We start from the raw sequence: 21,493 nt of genomic DNA on the forward strand, positions 1-21,493 counted from the left end.
CGGATGAGCGAGTCGACCACCCCCGAGACGCGGCCCACCGCCGAGGTGTCGCCCACCGCCGAGGTGTCGTCCACCGCCGAGGTGACGCACACCGCCGGTGCGCGGGCCGCTTCCCCGGCGCAGGGCCCGGCGGCAGGGCCGGCCACCCCGGAATCCGCGGTGGCTGCCCTCGCGGCGAGCGGGCCCGGGTTGCCGTTCCTGATCGGGGTGCGCCACCACGCGCCTTCGCTGGCGGCCGCCCTCCCGGCACTGCTGGACGCGGCGGCCCCCGACGTCCTCCTCGTGGAACTGCCCGCCGAGTTCCAGCCCTGGCTGGGCTGGCTCGCCCACGAGGAGACCGAGGCCCCGGTGGCGCTGGCCGCCGTGCCCGCCGACGGGCCCGGGCCCGGCTCGCCGGGCGAACGGGGGCCGGCCTTCTACCCGTTCGCGGACTTCTCACCCGAACTGGTAGCTCTGCGCTGGGCGGCGGCGAACGGGATCCCGGCTGTGGCCTGCGATCTGCCGCTGGCCGACCGGGCGTGGGCGGGGGGCGGTCCGGACACCCCCGCCCCCGTCCCGGGCGCCGACTCGGCACCCGTACCGGGGGAGGGGCACGGGCTGTCCGCCGCGCTCCGGTCCCGGCTCACCGGCCGGGACGGCGAGGACCTGTGGGACCGGCTGGTGGAGGCCTTCGCGCCCGGTTCGACACCCGAGGCGCTCCGCCGTGCCGCCCTGCTCACCGGCTGGGCACTGCGCTACGAGGCCGAGGCGCGCGGCGGGGTGCACGGCACGGACCTGGCGCGCGAGGCTTGTATGCGCGGACATGTCACCGACGCCCTGGCGAGCGGGCGGCGGCCCGCCGTGGTGGTGGGCGCCTTCCACACCCCGGCGCTGCTGCCGTCCGCCGCCGGGGCCGCCGGCGACCCCGCACCCGACACGGACGGCCACGTGAACGGCGCTGCCGGGCCGGCGGCGTGCACGGTCTCCCTGGTCCCGTACACGTACCCGCTGCTCGACTCACGGTCCGGCTACCCGGCCGGCATCCGGGACCCGGAGTGGCAGCACACCGTCCTGGACGCCGCCGGGGACCCGGCCGCGCTGCACGAGGCGCTGATCCGCACCGCGGTCCGCGTCTGCGCCGCCCTGCGCGAACAGGGCCACCCCTACGGCCCGGCGGACGGCCGTGAGGTCGTCCGGGTGGCCGGTGACCTGGCCCGCCTGCGAGACCTGCCCGCCCCCGGCCGAGGTGAACTCCTGGAGGCCGTGCAGACGGTGCTGGGGCGTGGCGAGACCTACGGCACGGGCCGCGCCGTCGCCCGAGCCCTCGAACGCGTACTCGTCGGAGCCCGCACCGGACGGCCCGCGCCCGCCGCTCCGCGCAGCGGACTGGGGCCCGCCGTCGAGGCCGAGACCGAGGCGCTCTCCCTCCCCGGCCCGCTGGACACGCACGAGAAGGCACCGCGCGACCTCCGGCTCGACCCCGCGCGCTCCACCCTGGACCGGCGCCGCGAACTGCTGCTGCGCAGGCTGACGGTGTGCGGCATCCCTTACGCGCAGGAGCAGGAGGTGACCGGCGCGGCGGGCACGGAAGGACTCACGACGCGCTGGCAGGTGCGGTGGACCCCGGCGACGGCCGCGATGCTCACCGCGGCCGGGGCCCGCGGCGTCACCCCGGCCCAGGCGGCCGAGGGCGTACTGCGCCGGCGGCACGCGGCCGAGCGCGCGGAGGGCGGCCCGACGGCCGCCCAGGTCGTCCGCGGCCTCACCGAGGCCGCCGAGTGCGGGCTCCCCGCCCCGGCCGACGAACGGCTGACGGAACTGGCGGCCGTACTCCCCGCGAGCGGCACCCTTCCCGAACTCCTCGCGGGGCTCGACCTGCTGGACCGCCTCGACGCCGGTCACCTGCCGGGCCTGACCGCGCCCGACGACGCCTCGGCCCCGGACACCACCGCCTCCGCCCGTGCCGCCCGCACCGCGCGCGCGGCCGAACTCCTGACCTCGGCCGCGGTCCGCCAGGTCGACGGCCTGACCGGCTCCGAGGAGCCCGAGGACGCCCGCGCGCTGCTCGAACTGGCCCAGCGGGCCGACCGGGTCGGCGGCATCCGGCTCACCGACGCCCTCGCCCGGCTGGCCGCCGACGGCACCCCGTTGATCGCCGCGGCCGCCGGAGCGGTCAGGGTGCTCACGGGCCACGAAGAGGCCGAGACCTTCGGCGGGCGCGTCGCCTCCTGGGTGGACGGAGCCGTGGACAGCACCTCCCGGTCCGCGCTCACCGCCCGCCTCACCGGCGTCCTGACGGTGGCGGGCCCGCTCCTGACCGTCGGCGTCGGCGCCCTGGACCCGTTGCTGCACCGGGTCGTCGAGCTGGACGACAGCGCGTTCCTGGCCCGGCTGCCGGCCCTGCGCGGTGGCTTCGACACCCTGAGCCCGGCCGCCCGGGACCGGCTGCTGGACACCGTCGAGGAGCGGCTCGGCGAACGGGTGGACACCTTCGACGCGGACGATCCGGCCGAGCTGGCCCGCCGAACGGCCGCCGACCTCGCGGCCCGCGAGCTCCTGACCGGCCTCGGCCTGCCCGTCCCGCCACCCGCGCACGACGACCGGCTCCCACCGCTGTCCGGCCACCCCGCCGCACCACGCCCCACCGTCACGCCGGCCACCGCACCCTCCACCGGGGCCACGCCCGCGCGGACCCTCGCGCCCGCCGACCGGTGGCGGCTCGTGCTCGGCCGGCGCCCCGACCAGCTGCCGTCCGGCGCGACCCGCCTGGCGACCGCTCTGGACGAGCTCTACGGCGCGGGACACGGCGAGGGATCCCGCGGCGGTCTGCCCGGCCCCGGCCGCGGTGGCGGCACAGGACCGCGCGCCGGCCGGGAACCGTCGTTCCCCGGTGTCCGCGAGTGGTCCGAGGAACTGGCCGCACTGTTCGGACCCGGCGTCCGCGAGGAGGTCCTCGCCGCCGCGGCCGTGACAGGACGGCAGGACGTCCTCGCCGAACTCGACCCGGCGGCCGCCACCCCCTCCGTGGAACTGCTCCGGACGGTCCTCCGGTACGCCGGCGGCCTCCCCGAAGCCCGCCTTGCGGCGCTCCGGCCCCTGGTCCGCCACCTGGTCGACGAACTGACCCGGCAGCTCGCCACCCGGCTGCGCCCGGCCCTCACCGGCACGATGCTGGCCCGGCCCACCCGCCGCCCCGGCGGCCGGCTGGACCTGCCGCGCACGCTGCGGGCCAACCTGGCCACCGCCCGCCGGACGGCCGACGGAACGGTCCGGGTGATCCCCGAGAAGCCGGTGTTCCGCAGTCGCGGCCGCCGGTCGGCCGACTGGCGCCTGATCCTGGTCACCGACGTCTCCGGATCGATGGAGGCGTCCACGATCTGGTCCGCGCTGACCGCCTCCGTGCTCGCCGGGGTGCCGACCCTGAGTACCCATTTCCTGGCTTTCTCCACGGAGGTCGTCGACCTCACCGGCCATGTGCACGATCCCCTGTCCCTCCTGCTGGAGGTGAGCGTGGGCGGGGGCACCCACATCGCCGCCGGGCTGCGGCAGGCCCGCAGCCTGATCGCGGTGCCCACCCGCACCCTCGTCGTCGTCATCAGCGACTTCGAGGAGGGCGCGCCGCTCGGCGGACTGCTGGCCGAGGTACGGGCCCTGGTGAACACCGGATGCCACGTCCTCGGGTGCGCGAGTCTCGACGACGCCGGCCGGCCCCGCTACTCGACGGGCGTCGCCGGGCAGCTCGTGGCCGCGGGCATGCCCGTGGCGGCCCTCAGCCCACTCGAACTGGCCCGCTGGATAGGGGAGAAGACCGCATGAGCGCCGCCCAGTTGCCACCCGTCGCGCCGGAGGTCACGGCCACGCTCGTGGAGGACCTCTCGCCCCGGCTGCGCAAGCGGCTGGACGCGACAGTCACGAAGCTCGCCGCCCGCCCGACGCACCGCGACGGGGACACGGTGACCATCGCGGTCGACGACGAGACCGAGTTGCGCCTGCACGCCCCGGGCGGCGTGGTGGCGACGGTGGAAGCCATCATCTGCGGTTGCCTCCTCGCCCCGGCATGCGCCCATCGCGCGGCCGCCGCCTGTGCCGCCCCCGCGGCGGATCCGGTGCCGGAGCTCGCCGGCCGGCCCACCCGGGCGGCCCCCGATCCCGACTCCGCAACGGCCCCCGACTCCGATCCCTCGCCCGAGGGGGCGAGCCCAGCCCAGCGTGCCGCGGCCGACGCCCTGTGGTCGGCGGGCGCCGCCGTGCTGGAGGCCGGTGTCGACGGGGCCGGCGCCGTCACCCAGTCGGCGCTGCTCCGCGCCGCGCACACCGCCCGGCTCCGGCACCTGCCGCGCGCCGCGGGCGCCGCGCTGTCCGTCGTCACGCTGCTGCGCGCGGCCCGCGCCGGGGACCCGTCCTACCGCACCGCCGACCTCGTCACGGCCCTGGCCGAACTCCTGGGCACCGCACACCGAGTGGGGACGGCGTCCGGGGCGGAGCTGGCCGCCGTCAGGGGCCGCGAGCGCCGCCCGTACAGCCCGGACGGCTCGCTGCGCCTGTACGGCCTGTTCACCGAACCCGTGGTCACCGACTCGGGGCACGGCGGCGTCCGTACCTGGGTCGCCGGACCGGACGGCCGCCTCTGCACGGTCGGCGACGTGGCACCCGGCGGCGTCGGGCGTGCCCTGGGGGTGGCCGACCGGGCCGTGCGCCTGGGGGACACCGCGCTCACCCACCGGGAGCTGGGCCGGGCCGGCCTGGCGGTCTCGGGGGCGACCGTCTCGCCGGACGGCAGACTGGGCGCCGGGAAGGGAGTCAAGGCCGTCACCGCCCGGGGCGCGGCATGGACGGAGCTGCCGCTCGCCGCCCTGTGGGAGACGCCGCCGTCCGAACAGGCCGCCCGCGCCCTGCGGTCCACCTCCCGCTACGGGGACCCGGTCGGCGGCGGCAGCGACCTGCTCTTCCTCGACGTCGAACTCCTCGGCGCGGTACGGGAGCCGGGCGGCACCTGCCTGCTCGCGCTGTGCGAGGGAGGCGTTCCCGTCCGGCTCGCCGTCGCCGACGACGACCCCGCGCTGGCCCACCGCGACAACCTGATGCTGCTGGCCACGGCGCCGGGGACACGGCTGAGGATCATCGGCCGCCTGATGCCCGCCCTCCATCCCCGGCTCACCCTTCTCGCCTGCTCGCACCCCACCGGCGAGGGCACGGTCGACCTCGGCCTCGACCGCCTGCGCCGCGCCGACCTCCCGGACCCGGCTGCCCCCGTGCATCCCGCGCCGCCACAGCCCGGAGGGTCCGGCGCGCACTCGCCCCTGTACCTCCTGGAGCGCCGGGTCGAACAGACGGTTGCGGCGGGCCGCGCCGCCCTCGGCATGCTCGGCGACGTCACCGCCGATTCCCGCCGCGTCCGCCGCGCGGGCCTCCCCACGGCCGCCGGACTCCTCGCCGCCCTGTGCGCCTCGGCGGCCCGACGTGATCGCGACCTCTTCGGCCGCCTCCTGCCCGCGGACACCGACGGCTTCGCCATCTACTGGCTGACCGCCGCCCGTTATACGGCCGCCGTGGCCGAGTCCCTGTGCGTGGCAGCCTGGGAACCGACGGGGGAGGGGCCGGACGCATCGCCGTCCGTCCCGGACCGGGGGCCGGGCCGGACGGTGGTGCGAACCGCTGAGTACCAGCGGGCGCAGGTCCCGTTCACCCGGGTGCGCTGACCTGCGGTGATGACCCATGGGCAGAGTCGCGTGCGCGAGTACGCGGCCGCCGGGCCGGAGGGGCGCGGCCGGGCGGTGCCCGCCCGGCCGCGCCCCCGCGGCTCACCTCTTGCGGCCTCCGCGCCGGGGGCCGAGCAGCAGCCGGAGCAGATACGCGCCTCCGGCGCTGACGGTGACGACTCCGGTCGGGAGCTGGACCGGGGCGAAGGCGTGCGCGGCGACCCAGTCGGCCCCGGCCAGCAGAAGGGCACCGGCCAGGGCGGCCCCGAGCAGACTGATGCCCGGGGTGCGGCGGTACAGAAACCGGGCGATCTGCGGTGCCGCGAGGGCCACGAACGCGAGGGGCCCGGCGACCGAGGTGGCGACGGCCGTGAGCGCCACCCCCACCGTCGCGAGGAGCAGCCGCCCCCGCACGACCCGCGCACCGAGCGCGGTGGCCATGTCGTCGCCGAGTTCGAGGACCCGCAGGGTGCGGACGAGGAACGGGGTGACCAGGGCGAGCGGCGCGAGGGCCATCAGGGCCGGCACGGCGTGTTCCCAGCCGAGCGCGTCGAGACTGCCCGCGGTCCACTGGGCCGCACGGGCGGCCACGGCCGTATCGGCGCCGTACATCAGCCAGGTGTTGACCGAGGTGAGGATCGCGCTCACGGCGATGCCGGTGACGACGAACCGGGTGCCGGCCGTGGATCGCCTGCCGCCGAGCGCGTACACCAGGGCCGCCGTGGCGAGCCCGCCGATGAGAGCGCCGAGTGCGGTCCGGGTGTAACCGGCGGCGCCCGTGAGGAGCACGGCCAGGGCACCGGTCGAGGCGCCGGTGCTGAACCCGATCACGTCGGGGCTGCCGAGCGGGTTGCGGGTCAGGGTCTGGAAGATCGCCCCGGACAGCCCCAGGGCTGCCCCGAGGGCCGGCGCGAGGAGGGCACGCGGCAGGCGCCAGGTGAGCACCACCGTGGTGGTCAGCGGGTCCCCCCGCCCGGCGAGGGCGTGGAGGACATCGGGTACGGGGACGGTGATGTCGCCCGCTGCCAGCGAGGCGATGAGTACGGCCACTACCGACAGCGTCAGCGTCAGTGTGGTGGCGGGCGCCCGGTGCCGGGGCCTGGCCCGGGAGCGGCGTGCGCCGGGGACAGCGGTCGTGGGCGCGGTGGTTGGGGGGCCGTTCACCGGATCCGCCCTTTCCGGGAGTGGAGCAGCAGGAGGAGCAGCGGTGCTCCGAGAAAGGCGGTGACGACGCCGACGGGGAGTTCGCCCGGCCGGGTGACGAGCCGAGCGGCCACGTCGGCGGTCAGCAGCAGTACGGGGCCGGCGATCAGCGAACCCAGCAGCAGGCGTCGGGTGCCGGGGCCGACCAGAGGCCGCAGCAGGTGGGGGACCATCAGTCCGAGGAACGAGAGGGGCCCGGCCAGTGCGGTCGCCGAGCCCGCGAGCAGGGTGATGGCGGCGATGGCGACGGCCCGGGTGAGATGGGTGCGGGTGCCGAGGCCCTGCGCCAGGTCCTCGCCCATCGCCGCCATGTCCAGGCCCCTGGCGACGGTCAGGGCGGCGATCAGCCCGACGGCGACGAAGAACGTGAGGAACGCGGTGGTGCCGGGCGTGATCCCGGTCAGGGTGCCGGCGCTCCAGGCGCGCATGGTGTCGAGAGTGCGGGGGTTGAGCAGGGTCAGGGCGGCCTGGATTCCCGAGAGGACGGCGCCGATCGCGACCCCGACGAGGACCAGTTGTCCGGGGTGGCGGTTGTCGGTGGCCGCGGCGACGACAACGATCAGCACGGTCACGGCGGCGGCCCCCGCGAAGGCGGACCAGACGGTCGCGGTGACGCCGGTGGACCCGGTGAGGGCGACGGTGAGGGTGACGGCGAAGCCGGAACCGCTGCTGACACCGAGCAGCCCCGGGTCGCCGAGCGGGTTGCGGGTCAGGGTCTGGATCAGGATGCCGGCGGCGCCGAGCGCGGCCCCGGCGACGAGGCCCGCCGCCGTACGCGGCACCCGGACCTCCCGGACCAGGGTGATGATGTCCGCCGGTCCGGTGTGGGCGAGCCCCTGGACGAGCTGATGGACTCCGACGGTCCGTGAGCCGAGCGCGACACTGGCGGCGACGACGAGCAGCAGGATGCCGCACCCGGCCCCGGCGGACGCGAGGACGCGGGAGCGGGACCGGGGCGCGGGCGGGGCGGAAGCGGTCATCGGGCGGAGGCGGCGGTGGCGAGGGTGGCACGGAGTTCCCCGATGAGCCAGGGCACGGCGGCGGCGTTCGGGGACTGGAGCGCGGTCGCCGCCTCGATTCCCAGCGGCAGGTACCGGTCGGACTTGACGATCCGGAGCCGGGACACGACGGGGTCGGACTCGAACTTCTCCTGGAGCGCGCCGCTCTGGTACGTCATGAAGAGGACATCGGCGCGGTCGTACAGGGCGGCCCGTTCGTAGCTGACGTCGACGGCGCCCGGTACGGAGCCCTTCCCGTCCAGGTTCGCGACGGCGGGCAGCGGGGTCAGGCCGAGCCGGTTCATGAACCGGGCGGTGGCGTTGGTCTCCTCGGTGATCATCACGGCGAACCCGTCCCGGGCCTGGCCGTACAGGTACGTCTTTCCGGCCAGGCCGGGCAGGTCGGCCTTGAGCTTCTCCACGGCTCTGCCGGCGGTGTCGAGGACCTTCCGCGCACCCTGCTCGTCACCGAGGGCCCGCCCGATCCGCAGGGCTTCCTCGGTGGCGTCCGCCCCGTAGAGCTGCTTCTCGTAGGTGACGACGGGTGCCACGGCGGACAGGCGCTTGTAGGTGGGCTCGTCGAGGGTGAACGCGGTGCTCGCCAGGATGAGATCCGGCCTGAGTCCCGCTATCCGCTCGGTGTTGATGTTCATCGGGTCGAGCCAGGTCACGGCGTCGTCGAGCGGCTCGGTGTAGGGGAGGTTCTCGTCCTTCGTCTCCCCGCTGAGGCTGCCATAGCTCTTGACGGCGCCGACGATGTGCGCGCCCAGGGCGCCCGCGACGGCGGTGTCCGCGTAGCCGAGGGTGACGACCCGCCGCGGCGCGGCCGGGACGGTGGCCGTGCCCCAGGCGTTGACGAAGGTGGCGGGGAAGCCCTTGCCCGTCCTGCTCGCGGCGTCCGGGTCGGCGGAACTCTCCGTGCTCCTGGTGGCGGAGCAGCCGCTCAGGGCGATGGTGGCGGCGAGCAGAGCACCGAACAGCGGTGTCCACGGGCGGAAGGCGCGGGGCATGGTTCTCTCTTTCACAGGGGGTCGTGTCCGCGTCAAAAGCGTGTGCGGACAGCCGGTGCGGCGGTACGACGTGTCGGCGGGGATGATGCGCCGGCGCATTACGTGTCACCGCACGTGAGCAGCCCCGGCATCAAGTAAGCCTAGCCTTACCGTGCAGATATTTATACATGTACGGTAAGGTAATGCTTACTTCTTCGGGACCCGGTATCGGACGCGCACTGCACGGCTCGGTCGCACGTCTCGTCACAGGAATCGGCTGCGCGGCGCTCGCCGCCGGGTCGGGAGTCGCCCTCCTGGCCGCGGTCGTCGAGTTCGTCCGCGCCCCGGACCTCCGATGGGTGTGGTGGGGCGCCCTGGCCCTCGTCGCGGCGGGGGCCCTGAACTCCCTGTCGTCCTGGCTGGCGCACGGCGCGGAGGCGGAGTTCGAACACCGGCTCCGCCGCATCCTGGCGGCCCATGTCTCCCGGCTGCCCACACCCGCACTGGCCCGGCTCGGCGCCCAGGGCCTGCGCACCCGGCTCGACGGCGACGTCTCGGCGCTGCACCACGCGGTGGCCCATCTGCCCGGCGAGATCGCGACCGTGCTGATCGCCCCGCTCGCCGCGCTCGCCCTGCTGGCCGGATACGCCGGTCCGGCCGGGCTCGTCGCGCTCGTGCCCGCCGCCCTGGCGGCCGTGTTCCGCCTGGTGGTCATCCCGCGGCGGTCACGGCGCTTCGCGGCGGACCAGGGACGGACCGTCGGCCGCATCGTCACCGCCGTCGACGACATGGTCCGCGGCGCGGTGATCACCCAGGTCCACGGCGACGAATCCGGCGCCTCGGCCCGCTACGCCACCGCGACCCGGGAGTTCGGGCACGGATTCCGCACCTGGGTCGGACGGGTCGCGACCCCGGCGGCGGCGGCCACCGCGCTGCTCCAGCCGAGCGTGACCCTGGTCGCGGCGTTCTGCGTCGGCCACCGGATGCCGGTCTGGCAGCTCACCGCCGTCTGCGTTTTCGCCCTCGCCGCCCTCGCGCCGGTGCTGCGCCTCGGCCACGGCCTGGACTACCTCGGCGCCGCCCGGGACGCGGCCCGGCGCATCGGCGCCCTGCTCACCGAGCCCCTGCTGCATCCCGGTCCCACGGGGGGCGGGCCGGCGCCCCAGGACGAAACCGCCGGTGCCACCCCTGCGGACGGGGACCCGGAGCGGGCACCCGTCCTCGCGGCGGTCACCGTACGGGAGGGCGGACGGCGGCTCGTCGGCCCGCTGAACCTGGCCATCACGCCGAACGCGGTCACCGCGGTGACCGGTCCCAGCGGTTCCGGCAAGACCACCCTGCTGCGCCTGCTCGGCCGGGGCACCGACCCCGACGACGGCACGATCGGCCTCGGGGGCACGTCCTACCGGGACCTGCCGCTGGAATCGATGGCACGACGCGTCGCCACCGTCCCCCAGTCGCCCGGTGTCCTTCCCCGGAGCGTCCGCGAGAACCTGCTGCTCGCCCGCCCCCATGCCACCGATCCGGAACTGCGAGCGGCTCTTGCGACCACGGCCCTGGATGTCCCGCTCGACGCCCCGGCCGGACCGCTGTCCGGCGGGGAGCGCCAACGCCTCGCCCTCGCCCGCGCGTTGCTCACCCGGGCTCCGGTGCTCGTGCTCGACGAACCCACCAGCGCCCTCGACCCCGACACGGCGGAGGCCGTCATGAACACCCTGCTCGCCCTCCCCGGCCGCACCGTCGTGCTGGCCACCCACGACCTTGCCCTCGCGGCACGGGCCGACCACCGCATCGTCCTGGAGCACGGGGAGGTGGTCGCGTGAGGACCGCGCTCGGCGCCACGGCCGTGCGGCGCGTACGCGTCGTGGCGCTCGCGTGGATCTGCGTCACCGCCCTCGAAGCCACCGCGGCCGCGCTGCTCGCGGCCACCCTCGTACGCGGAACACCCCTGGGCTGGGCGGTGGGCACCGTCATCCTCGTGCTCGGCGCCACGGTGCTGGTCTCCCGGGGCGGTTACCTCGCCGGGGCCGCCCTCGCCACCGACCTGTACCGTCGGCTCGGCCGCGCCCTGGTCCGGCTGCCGCTGGGCTGGTTCACCCATGATCACCGGGCGCTCGCCAACCGGATCGCGGGCGAGGGCGTGCCCCGGCTGATGGGCATCCCCGCGCATCTCGTGGAACTCCTCGTCCGCGGCGTACTGACCCCGCCGCTCGTCGTCCTCGGCCTCGGCATCGTCGTCGGCTGGACCCATGCCGCCGCGCTGCTCGGCCTCCTCGCGGTCTCGGGCACAGCGCAGGCCGTCGCCCAACGGGCCCTCGCCCGCACGGACGCGCACCGCCGGAACGCCCGCGCGGACTCGACCGAGGCGCTGCTGGAATTCTCCGAGCACCAGGAGCTCTACCGCAGCGTGACCGGAACCGCCGGAGCGGTCCGCCGGCTCACGGAAGCCTGGGACCGCGAGTACGCCGCACTGCGACGGCTCAACGCCGTCAGTGCCCCGGTGACCTTCGTCTCGGCACTGGCCACGGCCCTGCCCACGGTCGGGATGCTCGCCCTCTGCGTCGCGCTCGACGCCCCCGCTCCCACGGCGTTCGCCGTGCTCCTGCTGACCCTGCGCGCCGCCGCCCCGGTCGATGAACTCGCCCTCCTCGGGGTGACCCTCGGCGACACCCGCGCCGGGATCGACCGGTACGCCTCGCTCGTGACCGTGCCCCCGCTGCCCGAACCGCCGCACCCGCGCCCGCTGCCGGACGACACCGGCCTCGGCATCGACCGCGTCGCGTTCGCGCCGGCACTGCGCGAGGTGTCCCTGACCATGCCCGCAGGATCGACCACCGTGATCACCGGCCCGACCGGCAGCGGCAAGTCCACCCTGCTGCAGCTCCTGCTGCGGGGCGACGACCCGGACAGTGGACGCGTCACCCTGGGCGGCACCGATCTGCGACACCTCTCCACGGCGGACCGGCTCCGCCGCTTCGCCGTCCTCCCCCAGGAACCCACGCTCTTCGACGGGACGGTCGCCGACAACATCCGCGTCGGCGACCCGGACGCCGACACCGCCGCGCTGCGCGACGCGGCACTGCGCGCGGGGCTCGGCCCTCTGCTCGACACCCATCCGGACGGCCTGGACCTCCAGGTCGGAGCCCGCGGAACCGCGCTCTCCGGCGGCGAACGCCAGCGCGTCGCACTCGCCCGCGCCCTGCTCAGGAACGCTCCCGTCCTGCTCCTCGACGAACCGACCGCCGCTCTCGACCCCGTCACCAGCGCCCATGTGACGGCCACGGTCAACGCTCTCGACTGCACCCGCGTCGTGGTCACCCACCACGACCCCGAACGCTGGTGCCCCGACCGGACCGTCCGTCTCGTCGACGGCCGCATCACCGACCCGGAAGGCTGATCCCACGGCCACACAGCGGTCTCGGGCACGACGGAGTGCGGATCGCCCTCCTCGGCGACGCGGTCGATGGCCGGCCCGCCCGGACGGGGCGCGGTGCGTGGCGCAGGCCCGCGACCCGAGGCCGGGCATCCGGCGGAGCGCACGCGGCTCATCGCGCGCTCATAGGCCCCGAGGGCCCCCGGCCTCGCTGTTCGCCGTCCCACGGCCCTCCCCGGCGGTGCGCCCACCTGCGCGCCCGCCGGCGGCTCGTCGTGCCATCCCCGGATCTCACCTGACGGGAGCAGGCATCCATGGTCCGTGAACCCACCCACTTCATCGGCGGCGAACACACCGTCGGTACGTCCGGCCTCCTCGGCGACGTGTACGACCCCGGCACCGGTACGGTGCAGGCCCGCGTGCCCCTCGCGGGCCGCGCCGCCCCCGGACCGCGATCACCGACGCGGCCACCGCACAGGAGGAGTGGGGGCAGCGGAATCCGCAGCGGCGCGCCCGTGTCCTGTCGCGCTGCCTGCAACTCGTGGAGACCCAACGCGAATCCCTGGCACGCATGCTGTCCTCCGAACACGGAAAGACCGTCGCCGACGAACACGGTGGCCTCCAACGAGGCCTGGAAGTCTTCGAGTTCGCCGCCGGAGTTCCCCATCTGCTCAAAGGTGAACTCACGGTCAACGCCGGCACGGGCATCGACGTGCACTCGCTGCGCTCCCCGATCGCGACCGCACTTCCTGCGGCCACACCTCCCGCTTCCACAGCTCCACTGCATCGTCGTCACGCTCGATCGCCCGCCGGGCGGACTGCTGACACGCCCAGCCGTTTCCTCGCAGCGACCACCACATGCCCGCCACTGTGTATGAGACGTGGAACAACCGGCCGATCAGCGCCTTCACCCGGGCCAGGGTCCACCGCTGAGCGTTTCACCCGTGCGTCGGCGGGCCGCGGTTCCACCTCTCGCTCCGACCTGGCCATCTGCACATCGGACAGTCCGGGGGCCCGGTGACCCCTTGGACGCCACCCCGGCGTGGCCGTCCTCGCGCCACTGGCGTCGCCGACGTTCCACCGACCGGTCCGAGCCCCGCAACGCGGCGGCGACCTCCCGGTTCTTCTCCCCGCTCCGGACGCAAGCCACGCCCTGGAGCCGGATACGCTCCCGCGCAGCCCTCTCGGCGTCGGTCGAGCCGCCCCCTGCGAATATCTCACCGCACGAAGCCTGCCGAAGCCACCTGCTCGCTGTCCGAGGCGCGGAAGACATCACCCGATCAAGTTCAGTACGTTCCACGGCCGATGTTCCTCGCAAAGGGAATCATCTATTCCTCTGTCACCGGCCTTGGCCTCCCGGGGGGAATCTCTCACGGTCAGACATGAAACGTCCGATATGCCAGCGGGCTTGCTTCCGAAAAACCGTTGACGCATCCATCGATCGATGATTGTCTTCGATCTGATCTTGCTTCGAGAGAACGTGTCAGCAAGAGGAACCCGGGGGGGGGAAATGATACTGACTCGCACAGAAGGGTGGAGGGTGGAGCCCTTCGCCGACTTGTCTGCGGCATTCGTCTTCTTCGTGAGCCCAGTGCGAATTACGGTTCTCGATCGACTCACTTGGTACGTGCTGGAAATCTGCGACAACCGCACGGAAGCCGACATCATCGCAAAGGTTGCGGCTCTCGGTACCGCCAACACACCTGACCGAGCCCGGCAGATAGTGAAAGATCGGTTGCAGGTTTTGCGTGATCGCGGCCTGCTGGAGGTTTCCGCATGAGCAGTCAAACAGTGCAGGTCGCTTGGCGTGAAAGGGCCGCAGAGCTGGCCGCATCGACCGAGGAATACCTCACCAAAGGAATTTTCGGAGATGCAGCCAACATCTCCGATACCGTAGCCTCCTATTATCGAGGAGCGGCCTGGGCATGTGAACAGGCCTGTGGGCTCGACCCCGACTCTTTGCGTGAAGAAACGATTCCTCAACTGGAAAGTCTACGGCGTTTTGCTCTTGACGAGGCTCTCCATCATCTTATGGCCGAGGAGCCGGATCAGGCGCGCGGAGTTCTGAGTGGGCACCTCGCGCTGCGCACTCGCGCTATTGCGGATCCTCTGGTTGTGCGCGATACGTACTCAGGTAGCTCGTACAGCGAGCCCACTTTTCCGCACGGTGGTACGGAACACTGGCTCGGACGCCTCTTCTTGAAGCGGTTCAGTGACACCGCGATAATCAATGGCAAGACGGTCGAAATAACACCCCGGCTGGTTACGGACCGTATCGCAGCAGCCCGCACCCGAGCCATCGCACTGGCTCAACGAAGCCTGCCGCAGTTGGCACGCGAGCTCTTCAGTTCTGTGCACCATGTTGTTCTCTACCGGGCAGCGCAGCCCTATAGTGGTTACACCATTTCGGCGCCCCTCTTTGTCTTTGTTGCTGAGCAGACATTCGAGCGGGATGAGGTGGCCGCCGAGCTCCTGATCCATGAATGTCTGCATCAGAAGCTCAGTGACATCAGCGTGATCCGCTCGCTGCTTCGCCCGGATTATGTTGATTCGGAGAGCGCGACAATCGCTGTCCCATGGTCCTTCGGCAGCGATCGAATTCGTCGCTTCAGTGCAGATCGTTCCTTCGCCGCTTTTCATGTGTACGCCCACCAGTCCCTTCTCTACCTAGGGATGCTGGCGACGTCGAACAGCGACAGCGATGCCACGCTGGCAGCTGACAACCTCATTCTTTCCTGGGCCCGTGCTGCGCACTTCGATCGCGAATTCAGTACCGGCCCGATCCGTGACGAATGGGGACCCGATGGGTACCGGTTCGTCGAATGGCTGAGCCACGCACTCTGTGAAATCGGGAAATTCCGTCTACCTGACGGAACGACTCTGAGCTCACACGCGGACGCGTTCGCCAGACCCAAGACTGCGGCAGACATCTGAACTCCCCGAGCCGCGGGGGAGGCAAAGGAAGGGTAAGTCATGAGCAACATTACTGAGCTCGAGTCGAACCTGTCGGACCTCTTCGCATCGTTCGATGTGGATGTTGCAGAGGAAAGCGCTCAGGGCTCCACCGATGTCATCCAGATCGATGCCCGCGAGATTCGCATTGACCTGGTGGGCGCTATGGGCACACGCGCAGCCGGCAACTAATGAGAACGGGCCCGGTCACGTATTCATCGTGACCGGGCCCATTCTTTACCCTTTTGGAGGATAGTCGATGCTTTCCGCGCCAGCACCACTTGTCACCCCGCCGAGCGAAGGGCTGCTTGAGCATTTGGGGAAATTGCCCTCTCCCGCGTTGGTCTATGATCTCGATAACCTCCAGCGGTCGGTGGAAATACTGAAGGAAGATCTGGCTCGTGTAGAGGATGCCGAGGTGAATCTGGCACTCAAGGCATGCCACACCCCGCGTGTCCTGTCATTCCTTGCCGGCCTGGGCCTCGGAGCGGATGTCGCCTCCGTAGGGGAACTGGAACTGGCGGTTGGGGCCGGGTTTCGACGCATCACCGCCACGGGGCCGTCATTCTCGTCCGACCAGCTTCCCCTGCTCGACAAGCACCAGGTAATGGTCGACGCGACTTCCATGGAGCAGTTCAATGAGATCTGCACCAGCCGGCCAGGGGAAGCCGTTGGGCTGCGACTGAGAGTCCCTCTCCCCAAGTCACTGCACAACATCGCCACGTTCGGCGCCGGCAGCCGGTTCGGCGTACTTGCGAACGACCTTCGCATCCAGGAAGTCCTCGACCGCACAGGGTGCCGCCTGACTCGCTTGCACACGCATACAGGTCAGATGTCCCCACAGCACGTCATATACAAGGTGCGATACCTGCTCGCTGTGGCCGAAGCGTACAAGAGCATCGAAGAGATCGATCTTGGCGGCGGCTTCTTCGCCCTCTACTCGGATCGTGAGCAGGCTCAGCTGGCTTGGGATTCGGTGGCCGTCGACCTGGAGAATTTTACGCGGAAGACGGGTCGGAAGATCCGAATTCTGGTCGAGCCCGGTGCGGCAATACTTTCCTTCCACGGCTACCTCGTGACGACGGTCCGGTCCGCTGAGTACGGGCATCCCTTCTTCCAGGCCGACGTACTGACCGTGGATTCGTCGGCATGGAATTTCTCTCCGTGGCACAAGCCTCAGTTCATTCCCTTGTCCCCGCGCCGCGAGGGCGAGTCCTTGCGTCCCACGCTGCTTGCCGGTGACACCTTGTACGAGCACGACTTCTTCGGTGCAGATTCGCTCGGCCACAGGCATCCCCTTCCGCTGCCTGAGATGAATCCAGGTGAGCGAATTGTCATCACAACGTCGGGTGCCTACACCATGACCAATTCACGCAACTTCAATCGGTTGCCCCTGCCGCAGGAATACATCCTCAAGTCAGGGCAGATCGAGAGAATCTGATGATCGCTGTTGCGGGAACCGGCTCGGGGAAACTCTCCCTGGAGCGTGATCTGCTTGCCGAAATGGCTGGCCTGGCTGCAGATCAGGGGGGTGACGACTCTGCTCAATGGGCCTCGCTGGCAAAGTCAGTCACCAAAATTGACCTCAAGAACCAAGATGATCTTTCGACCGAGCGGCAACTGGTCCAAGAAGCTGCCCGTGCACGAAAGCTACTCCTTCGACGTGGGCACCGAATGGAAGAAGAGTTCGAGCGGTCGCCGGATCTCTCCACGCATCGCACGCTCCCGAGCGGTGAAAGACTTCAACTCGGCTACGAGCGCAGTCTTCCCGTTGACGCACTCGAACGAAAGCTGGCCGCCAGTGGCCGTGTGCTGCCCGGCGGGTGGCACCGCGGAACGGTGGCGTTCAGCAGCGGAATGGCCGCGATAACAAATCTCGTCCAGAGTCTCACCTATATGCTGAGCCCATCGGAAAATCGTCCGATGCATGTCGATTTCTGGGGTGACTACTTCGAGACCGGCGCACTCCTGCAATATCTTTCCGGTGCAACAGTGCGAACGCGTAGGCTCGCTCCTCATGATCTTCCTATGGCGTGGTCCGGCCCAGATCCTGCCGACGTTCTTCTGATCGAGCCGATTCGGTACAACTGGTCACTTGATGCCCTCAACGTGAGTCGGCTGGTGAACGGGTGGCGCCGTGGACCTGCACGTGCGCCCATTATCATTCTCGATACCACGCTTGCCTCGCCGGCCTGGCCTACTGCGGCATTCCTTGATGCATTGGCATCTCCGGCCGGAGCCCCACTCGTGGTGGAAGTGCGCTCCGGTCTGAAACTCGATCAGCAAGGCATGGAGGTATCGAATCTCGGCGTGGTGGACATCTTCCAGCACGATCACGCCATGAACCCTGCCCTGACCGTCCGGCATGTTGAGGAAACGGTCAAGGCGGCAAGAGGTATCACCGGGGCCTGTCCGTCGGCCGCTGCCGTTGCCGCGCTCGACGCACCCTTCCTGTTGGACGAACGGTGGACCCAGATACACAGTGGCCGTCTGTTCCTCAACAACGCATGGCTGGCGGAGCGATTGGCCAACTGTACGGATGGTCTGTTCCGGTCCTTCGCGCATCCATCACTGTCCGAAGGATCCAGCCGCGCCAACGCTCCCTTCATCGTCTGTGAGCTGCGCGAGAACACCCTGGACAACCATGCTGTTCTGCTGGCGGTGGTTCGGAAAGAGATCGAGCAGCGTCGTCTCAACATTGTTTACGGAAACAGCTTTGGATTCAGAACCACGCGATTCGATCTCATCGTTCCGCGCAAGACCGAAGGAAACGCTCTGTTCAAGGTTGCCGCGGGCGCACTTGGCGGTCCGTCCCTGGACCGGTTCTGTGAAATTCTCGGCGAAATCGCCTCCTACCCATCGATAGCCAAGTTGCGTGAAACCTATAATATGGACGCGGTAAAATGGAAATGAGCAGCACCATCTCTCAGAATCCGCTCAGCAATCTTGTCCGAGAACTCAGCCGCAGTGAGCGCAGGCCCCTTGCGTTTTTCGCAGCGCTCGCACTCGCGGGAGCGGCAGCAGAAGCGACCGTACCTCTGCTCGTCGGAGCATCGCTGAGCGCCGCACTGGACGCGGGACAAGGGCAGCTGGCCGCAACGGTGATGGGACTGGGCGCAGTTCTTGCCGTCGGAATCATCACCAACGTCACCCGGAACGTCATCGCTTCACGGATCAAGGTGCGCAACGCGGCACAGGTGCGCACCTCGATCGCTGAGAAAGCGGCGCGAGCACCACGTGAAGTGGCGGCATCCGCACACCAGGCGCAGGTTGCCACGGTAGTTTCCTACGACGTCGAGCGAGTGACCAGTTTCCCCATTGCGCGGATCAAGCTCGTTGCCTCGATCATCGGCATGGCCGTCGTATCCGCCTACTTGCTGTGGATCTCACCTTGGGTGACCCTGCTCATCCTCGTGGGCGTGCCGACATTCATGTGGCTCACGACGAAGATCGCGGAGCCTCTTGAGGAACGCCAGGAGAGGCACCGCGAACTACTGGGCAAGGTAGCCGAGTTGAGTTCGGACATCGCCCTGGGTCTGCGCATCCTGCGGGGACTCGGCGCGCAGAACGTCATGCGGTCACGGTTCGAGAAGGCGTCCCTGGACACCGAGCAGGCCGGGGTGAGGGTTGCTCAGACCGAGGCGCTTCTGTTTGTCTCCGGCAACCTGCTGCCCGGCATTCTCCTCACCGGTGTTGTGGCACTCGGAGGCCACCTCGCGGCGTCCGGGGCCATCGCGGCCACCGACCTGGTCACCTTCTACGCCGCTTCGGCCTATCTGGTTCTGCCCGTCTCCACCGCAGCCGGCTACAGCGGTCTGCGCAGCAGTGCACGGGTCGCGGCAAAGAACATTGTGGAGATTCTCGATATACCGGAAGATGACTGGCCCGGCCGACTCAGCCCCATTCCGACGGATGCGGACCTCCTCGACCAGGTGACCGGGCTGCGCGTGCCGGCCGGCAAGCTGAGTGTGCTGGTACCCGATGCCGATACCGATACGGAGGAACTGGGCCGACGGCTCGCCGGGTTGACGCAGGACGCGGACGAACCGGTTCTCCTCGGCGGACATCCTCTGCGGGACTACGACCTGACCGCGCTGCGGGACGCCGTGCGGTACCACGGCTCACGCACCACGATGCTGTCCGGTAGCGCCCTCCAGGTCCTGGACCCCACCGCCCGTCATGACGACGAGGCCCTCCAGGCGGCGCTGTGGGCAGCCGGCGCCACCGATGTGATCGACCGGCTCCCCGAAGGACTGCACACGCACATCGACGCCGACGGGCGCAGCGTGTCGGGCGGACAACGACAGCGCCTGGTGCTGGCACGTTCGCTGCTCGGCGAACCCTCCATACTCGTGCTCGTCGAGCCGACGACAGCTCTCGACGCGGTGACCGAGGTCGAAGTCGCGCGACGTATCGCCGAGCACCGCCAAGGACGCACCACCCTGGTGGTATCCCGCAGCGGCGCATTCCGTGCCGTGGCCGATCAGGTGCTCCGTACTCAGGAGGGAACCTGTGTCTGACCTCACCCACACCCTGCCGGTAGCCGACGCTCACAGCGTTGGGCGCCGGGTCCGCGATCTCCTCACCCGATTCCGGGGACGGCTGACCGCGATCGTCGTCGTCCACGCGGCGGCAACGGCCTGCGGGCTCATTCCCCCTCTGGTGCTGGGCGAGATCATCGACAGGGTCTCGTCCCACCAACAGCTCTCACTTCTCCAGTCGGCCTCGGTGATCGCGGTGGCGCTGCTTGTCGGAGCAGTCCTCGAATTCACCGCGGCGAAGTGGTCGTTCATTCTGGGTGAGCGCATCTTCTCCATTCTCCGCATGCAGTTCCTGACCGGCCTGCTCGCCATGCCCCTACGCCATGTGGAAAGGGCGGACGCGGGCGAGATCCTGTCCCGGTCAACCTCCGACATGGACGCGTTGCAGGAAGTGACGCGCACCGGTCTCCCGGAGACCATCGTGGGCTCGGTGACGACGGCCATGACCCTTGGCTGCGCCTTCGTCATCAACCCTCTGCTTGCCCTGGGATGCCTCGTCGGATTCCCACCCATCATTCTCGCGACCCGGTGGTACGTTCGCCGAGCGGAAAAGGCGTACGGCGACGAGCTTGAGGCACGCGCGGCGGTATCGAGCCAGGTCACTGAGTCCGTACGCGGCCACGAGGTCGTCGAGACGCTGAGGCTGGAGGCGGTCCGGAAGAATTCCGCCTCGCACGTTGTCGCGCGAGCGGTCGACACGGCGAGCGAGCCGATCCGGCTCGAACAGCACGCCTTCCCCGTTATTCAGGTCGGCTACCATCTCCCCCTGCTTGTCGTGGTGGGCTGGGGCGCGTGGCTGGTACGTGACGGCAGCGCCGAGGTGGGACAAGTCGCGGCTATCGCCTTGTACATGCGGGCGATCCTGTCCCCGCTGGACGACCTCATCTACTGGTTCGGTGAAGCACAGCCGGCCAGAGCGGCGCTTGCCCGGATCCTCGGCGTTGCCACAGACCGCGTTGCCGATCAGCGTGCCGTCCCGAAGGAGCACGCTCCACTGCAGGAGCGGGAAGCGTTGAGTGTTCAGCGGCTCTCCTTCGGCTATGTCGACGGCACGAGCGTGCTTCACGACATCAACCTCACGGTGCACACCGGTGAACGGGTCTGTGTGGTGGGCGCGTCGGGAGCGGGCAAGACCACACTGGCCCTTCTCCTGGCCGGCATCCTCACTCCCGAGTCCGGCAGTATCCGTGTGGCGGACACCGGCCGTTCCGACGAGACCCGCCTCGACATCGTCCTGATGACACAGGAGGATCACGTCTTCGGGGGCACTGTCGCCGACAACCTGACTCTGGTTCGGGCCGATGCTTCCGAAGCCGCCATCTGGCACGCGTTGGAGGCTGTGGGCGCCGACGGCTGGGTCAAGTCCCTGGACGATGTCCTGCAGACCCGATTGGGAGCGGACGCGCATACCCTCACCCCCGGTCAGGCGCGCCAGCTTTCCCTGGCTCGGCTGGTCCTGATGAAGCCGAGGGTCCTCATTCTCGATGAGGCCACCGCTGGTCTGTCCGAGGAGGAGTCGAAGCGGTTCGCGACGCTCCTTCCCACCGTTCTGCAGGACACCACCGTCATCCAGATCGCCCACGACCTGTGGGCTGCCCAGAACAGCGACCAGGTCGTTGTCATGGACGGCGGCAATATCGTCGAGCAGGGCAGCCATACGGAACTCCTTTCTTCGGACGGCGCTTACACACGTTTGTGGAATTCATGGCGTTCGGCGTCCCTCTCGCAGGGGCAGCTCGGATGACCGGGGCAAGCACTC

The 21,493-nt window shown here is 70.5% G+C and carries 16 protein-coding genes and 1 pseudogene; 12 read left to right on the plus strand and 5 right to left on the minus strand.

Features of this window, described 5'->3' with window-relative positions; all coding sequences use genetic code 11:
• Window positions 1–3: 3 nt before the first annotated feature.
• Together OHA98_RS16660 and OHA98_RS16665 are read left to right on the plus strand one after the other, a co-directional pair.
• On the plus strand, window positions 4–3,795 hold the full coding sequence (locus OHA98_RS16660; protein ID WP_266926570.1) for a DUF5682 family protein: 3,792 nt from the start codon (window positions 4–6) through the stop codon (window positions 3,793–3,795).
• On the plus strand, window positions 3,792–5,678 hold the full coding sequence (locus OHA98_RS16665) for a hypothetical protein (protein ID WP_266926572.1): 1,887 nt from the start codon (window positions 3,792–3,794) through the stop codon (window positions 5,676–5,678). The genes OHA98_RS16660 and OHA98_RS16665 overlap by 4 nt, the downstream gene beginning before the upstream one ends.
• Before the next feature lie 102 nt (window positions 5,679–5,780).
• Here OHA98_RS16665 and OHA98_RS16670 read toward each other — a convergent pair whose 3' ends face one another.
• The 3 genes from OHA98_RS16670 to OHA98_RS16680 are packed head-to-tail and all read right to left on the minus strand — an operon-like array spanning window position 5,781 to window position 8,889.
• Window positions 5,781–6,842: an iron chelate uptake ABC transporter family permease subunit gene (locus OHA98_RS16670; RefSeq protein ID WP_266926573.1), complete on the minus strand. Its 1,062-nt coding sequence runs from the start codon at window positions 6,840–6,842 to the stop codon at window positions 5,781–5,783.
• Window positions 6,839–7,861 (minus strand): iron ABC transporter permease, encoded by a 1,023-nt coding sequence (locus OHA98_RS16675; protein WP_266926575.1) that lies wholly within the window; start codon window positions 7,859–7,861, stop codon window positions 6,839–6,841. Before OHA98_RS16675 ends, OHA98_RS16670 begins: the two co-directional genes overlap by 4 nt.
• Complete coding sequence (locus OHA98_RS16680) at window positions 7,858–8,889, minus strand: ABC transporter substrate-binding protein (RefSeq protein WP_266926576.1); 1,032 nt, start codon at window positions 8,887–8,889, stop codon at window positions 7,858–7,860. The genes OHA98_RS16675 and OHA98_RS16680 overlap by 4 nt, the downstream gene beginning before the upstream one ends.
• Window positions 8,890–9,071: 182 nt before the next feature.
• Between OHA98_RS16680 and OHA98_RS42680 the strand changes: the two genes are divergently transcribed.
• The 3 genes and pseudogenes from OHA98_RS42680 to OHA98_RS16695 all read left to right on the plus strand — a co-directional run.
• Window positions 9,072–10,691 carry an ABC transporter ATP-binding protein gene (locus OHA98_RS42680; RefSeq protein WP_323179568.1) on the plus strand — a complete coding sequence of 540 codons (1,620 nt, stop codon included), beginning with the start codon at window positions 9,072–9,074 and terminating at the stop codon, window positions 10,689–10,691.
• The gene (locus OHA98_RS16690; RefSeq protein ID WP_266926578.1) at window positions 10,688–12,265 is read left to right on the plus strand and encodes an ABC transporter ATP-binding protein; all 1,578 of its coding nucleotides are present in this window, start codon (window positions 10,688–10,690) and stop codon (window positions 12,263–12,265) included. The genes OHA98_RS42680 and OHA98_RS16690 overlap by 4 nt, the downstream gene beginning before the upstream one ends.
• Window positions 12,266–12,555: 290 nt before the next feature.
• Window positions 12,556–12,977 (plus strand): annotated as a pseudogene (locus tag OHA98_RS16695) (aldehyde dehydrogenase family protein); the annotation flags it as partial.
• Here the strand turns inward: OHA98_RS16695 and OHA98_RS16700 are convergent.
• Together OHA98_RS16700 and OHA98_RS16705 are read right to left on the minus strand one after the other, a co-directional pair.
• Entirely contained in the window at window positions 12,931–13,152 is a 222-nt protein-coding gene (locus tag OHA98_RS16700; RefSeq protein ID WP_266926580.1) for a winged helix-turn-helix domain-containing protein, read from the minus strand. The pseudogene OHA98_RS16695 and the gene OHA98_RS16700 overlap by 47 nt on opposite strands.
• Window positions 13,149–13,514 carry a helix-turn-helix domain-containing protein gene (locus OHA98_RS16705; protein WP_266926581.1) on the minus strand — a complete coding sequence of 122 codons (366 nt, stop codon included), beginning with the start codon at window positions 13,512–13,514 and terminating at the stop codon, window positions 13,149–13,151. Before OHA98_RS16705 ends, OHA98_RS16700 begins: the two co-directional genes overlap by 4 nt.
• A gap of 267 nt (window positions 13,515–13,781) precedes the next feature.
• Between OHA98_RS16705 and OHA98_RS16710 the strand changes: the two genes are divergently transcribed.
• The 7 genes from OHA98_RS16710 (at window position 13,782) to OHA98_RS16740 (ending at window position 21,478) form a co-directional block, all read left to right on the plus strand.
• Window positions 13,782–14,021 (plus strand): hypothetical protein, encoded by a 240-nt coding sequence (locus OHA98_RS16710; protein ID WP_266926583.1) that lies wholly within the window; start codon window positions 13,782–13,784, stop codon window positions 14,019–14,021.
• The gene (locus tag OHA98_RS16715; protein WP_266926584.1) at window positions 14,018–15,175 is read left to right on the plus strand and encodes an HEXXH motif-containing putative peptide modification protein; all 1,158 of its coding nucleotides are present in this window, start codon (window positions 14,018–14,020) and stop codon (window positions 15,173–15,175) included. The genes OHA98_RS16710 and OHA98_RS16715 overlap by 4 nt, the downstream gene beginning before the upstream one ends.
• Before the next feature lie 39 nt (window positions 15,176–15,214).
• Window positions 15,215–15,385, plus strand: coding sequence for a hypothetical protein (locus tag OHA98_RS16720; RefSeq protein ID WP_266926585.1), 171 nt, complete (start codon window positions 15,215–15,217; stop codon window positions 15,383–15,385).
• Window positions 15,386–15,452: 67 nt separating this feature from the next.
• The gene (locus OHA98_RS16725; protein WP_266926587.1) at window positions 15,453–16,634 is read left to right on the plus strand and encodes a hypothetical protein; all 1,182 of its coding nucleotides are present in this window, start codon (window positions 15,453–15,455) and stop codon (window positions 16,632–16,634) included.
• Window positions 16,634–18,106, plus strand: a complete 1,473-nt coding sequence (locus tag OHA98_RS16730; protein WP_266926589.1) for a hypothetical protein — start codon at window positions 16,634–16,636, stop codon at window positions 18,104–18,106. The genes OHA98_RS16725 and OHA98_RS16730 overlap by 1 nt, the downstream gene beginning before the upstream one ends.
• Window positions 18,103–19,713 (plus strand): ABC transporter ATP-binding protein, encoded by a 1,611-nt coding sequence (locus OHA98_RS16735; RefSeq protein ID WP_266926590.1) that lies wholly within the window; start codon window positions 18,103–18,105, stop codon window positions 19,711–19,713. Before OHA98_RS16730 ends, OHA98_RS16735 begins: the two co-directional genes overlap by 4 nt.
• Entirely contained in the window at window positions 19,706–21,478 is a 1,773-nt protein-coding gene (locus OHA98_RS16740) for an ABC transporter ATP-binding protein (RefSeq protein WP_266926592.1), read from the plus strand. Before OHA98_RS16735 ends, OHA98_RS16740 begins: the two co-directional genes overlap by 8 nt.
• Window positions 21,479–21,493: the final 15 nt, after the last annotated feature.

The organism is Streptomyces sp. NBC_00654 (assembly GCF_026341775.1).
In the GTDB taxonomy this organism is placed as follows: Bacteria; Actinomycetota; Actinomycetes; order Streptomycetales; family Streptomycetaceae; genus Streptomyces.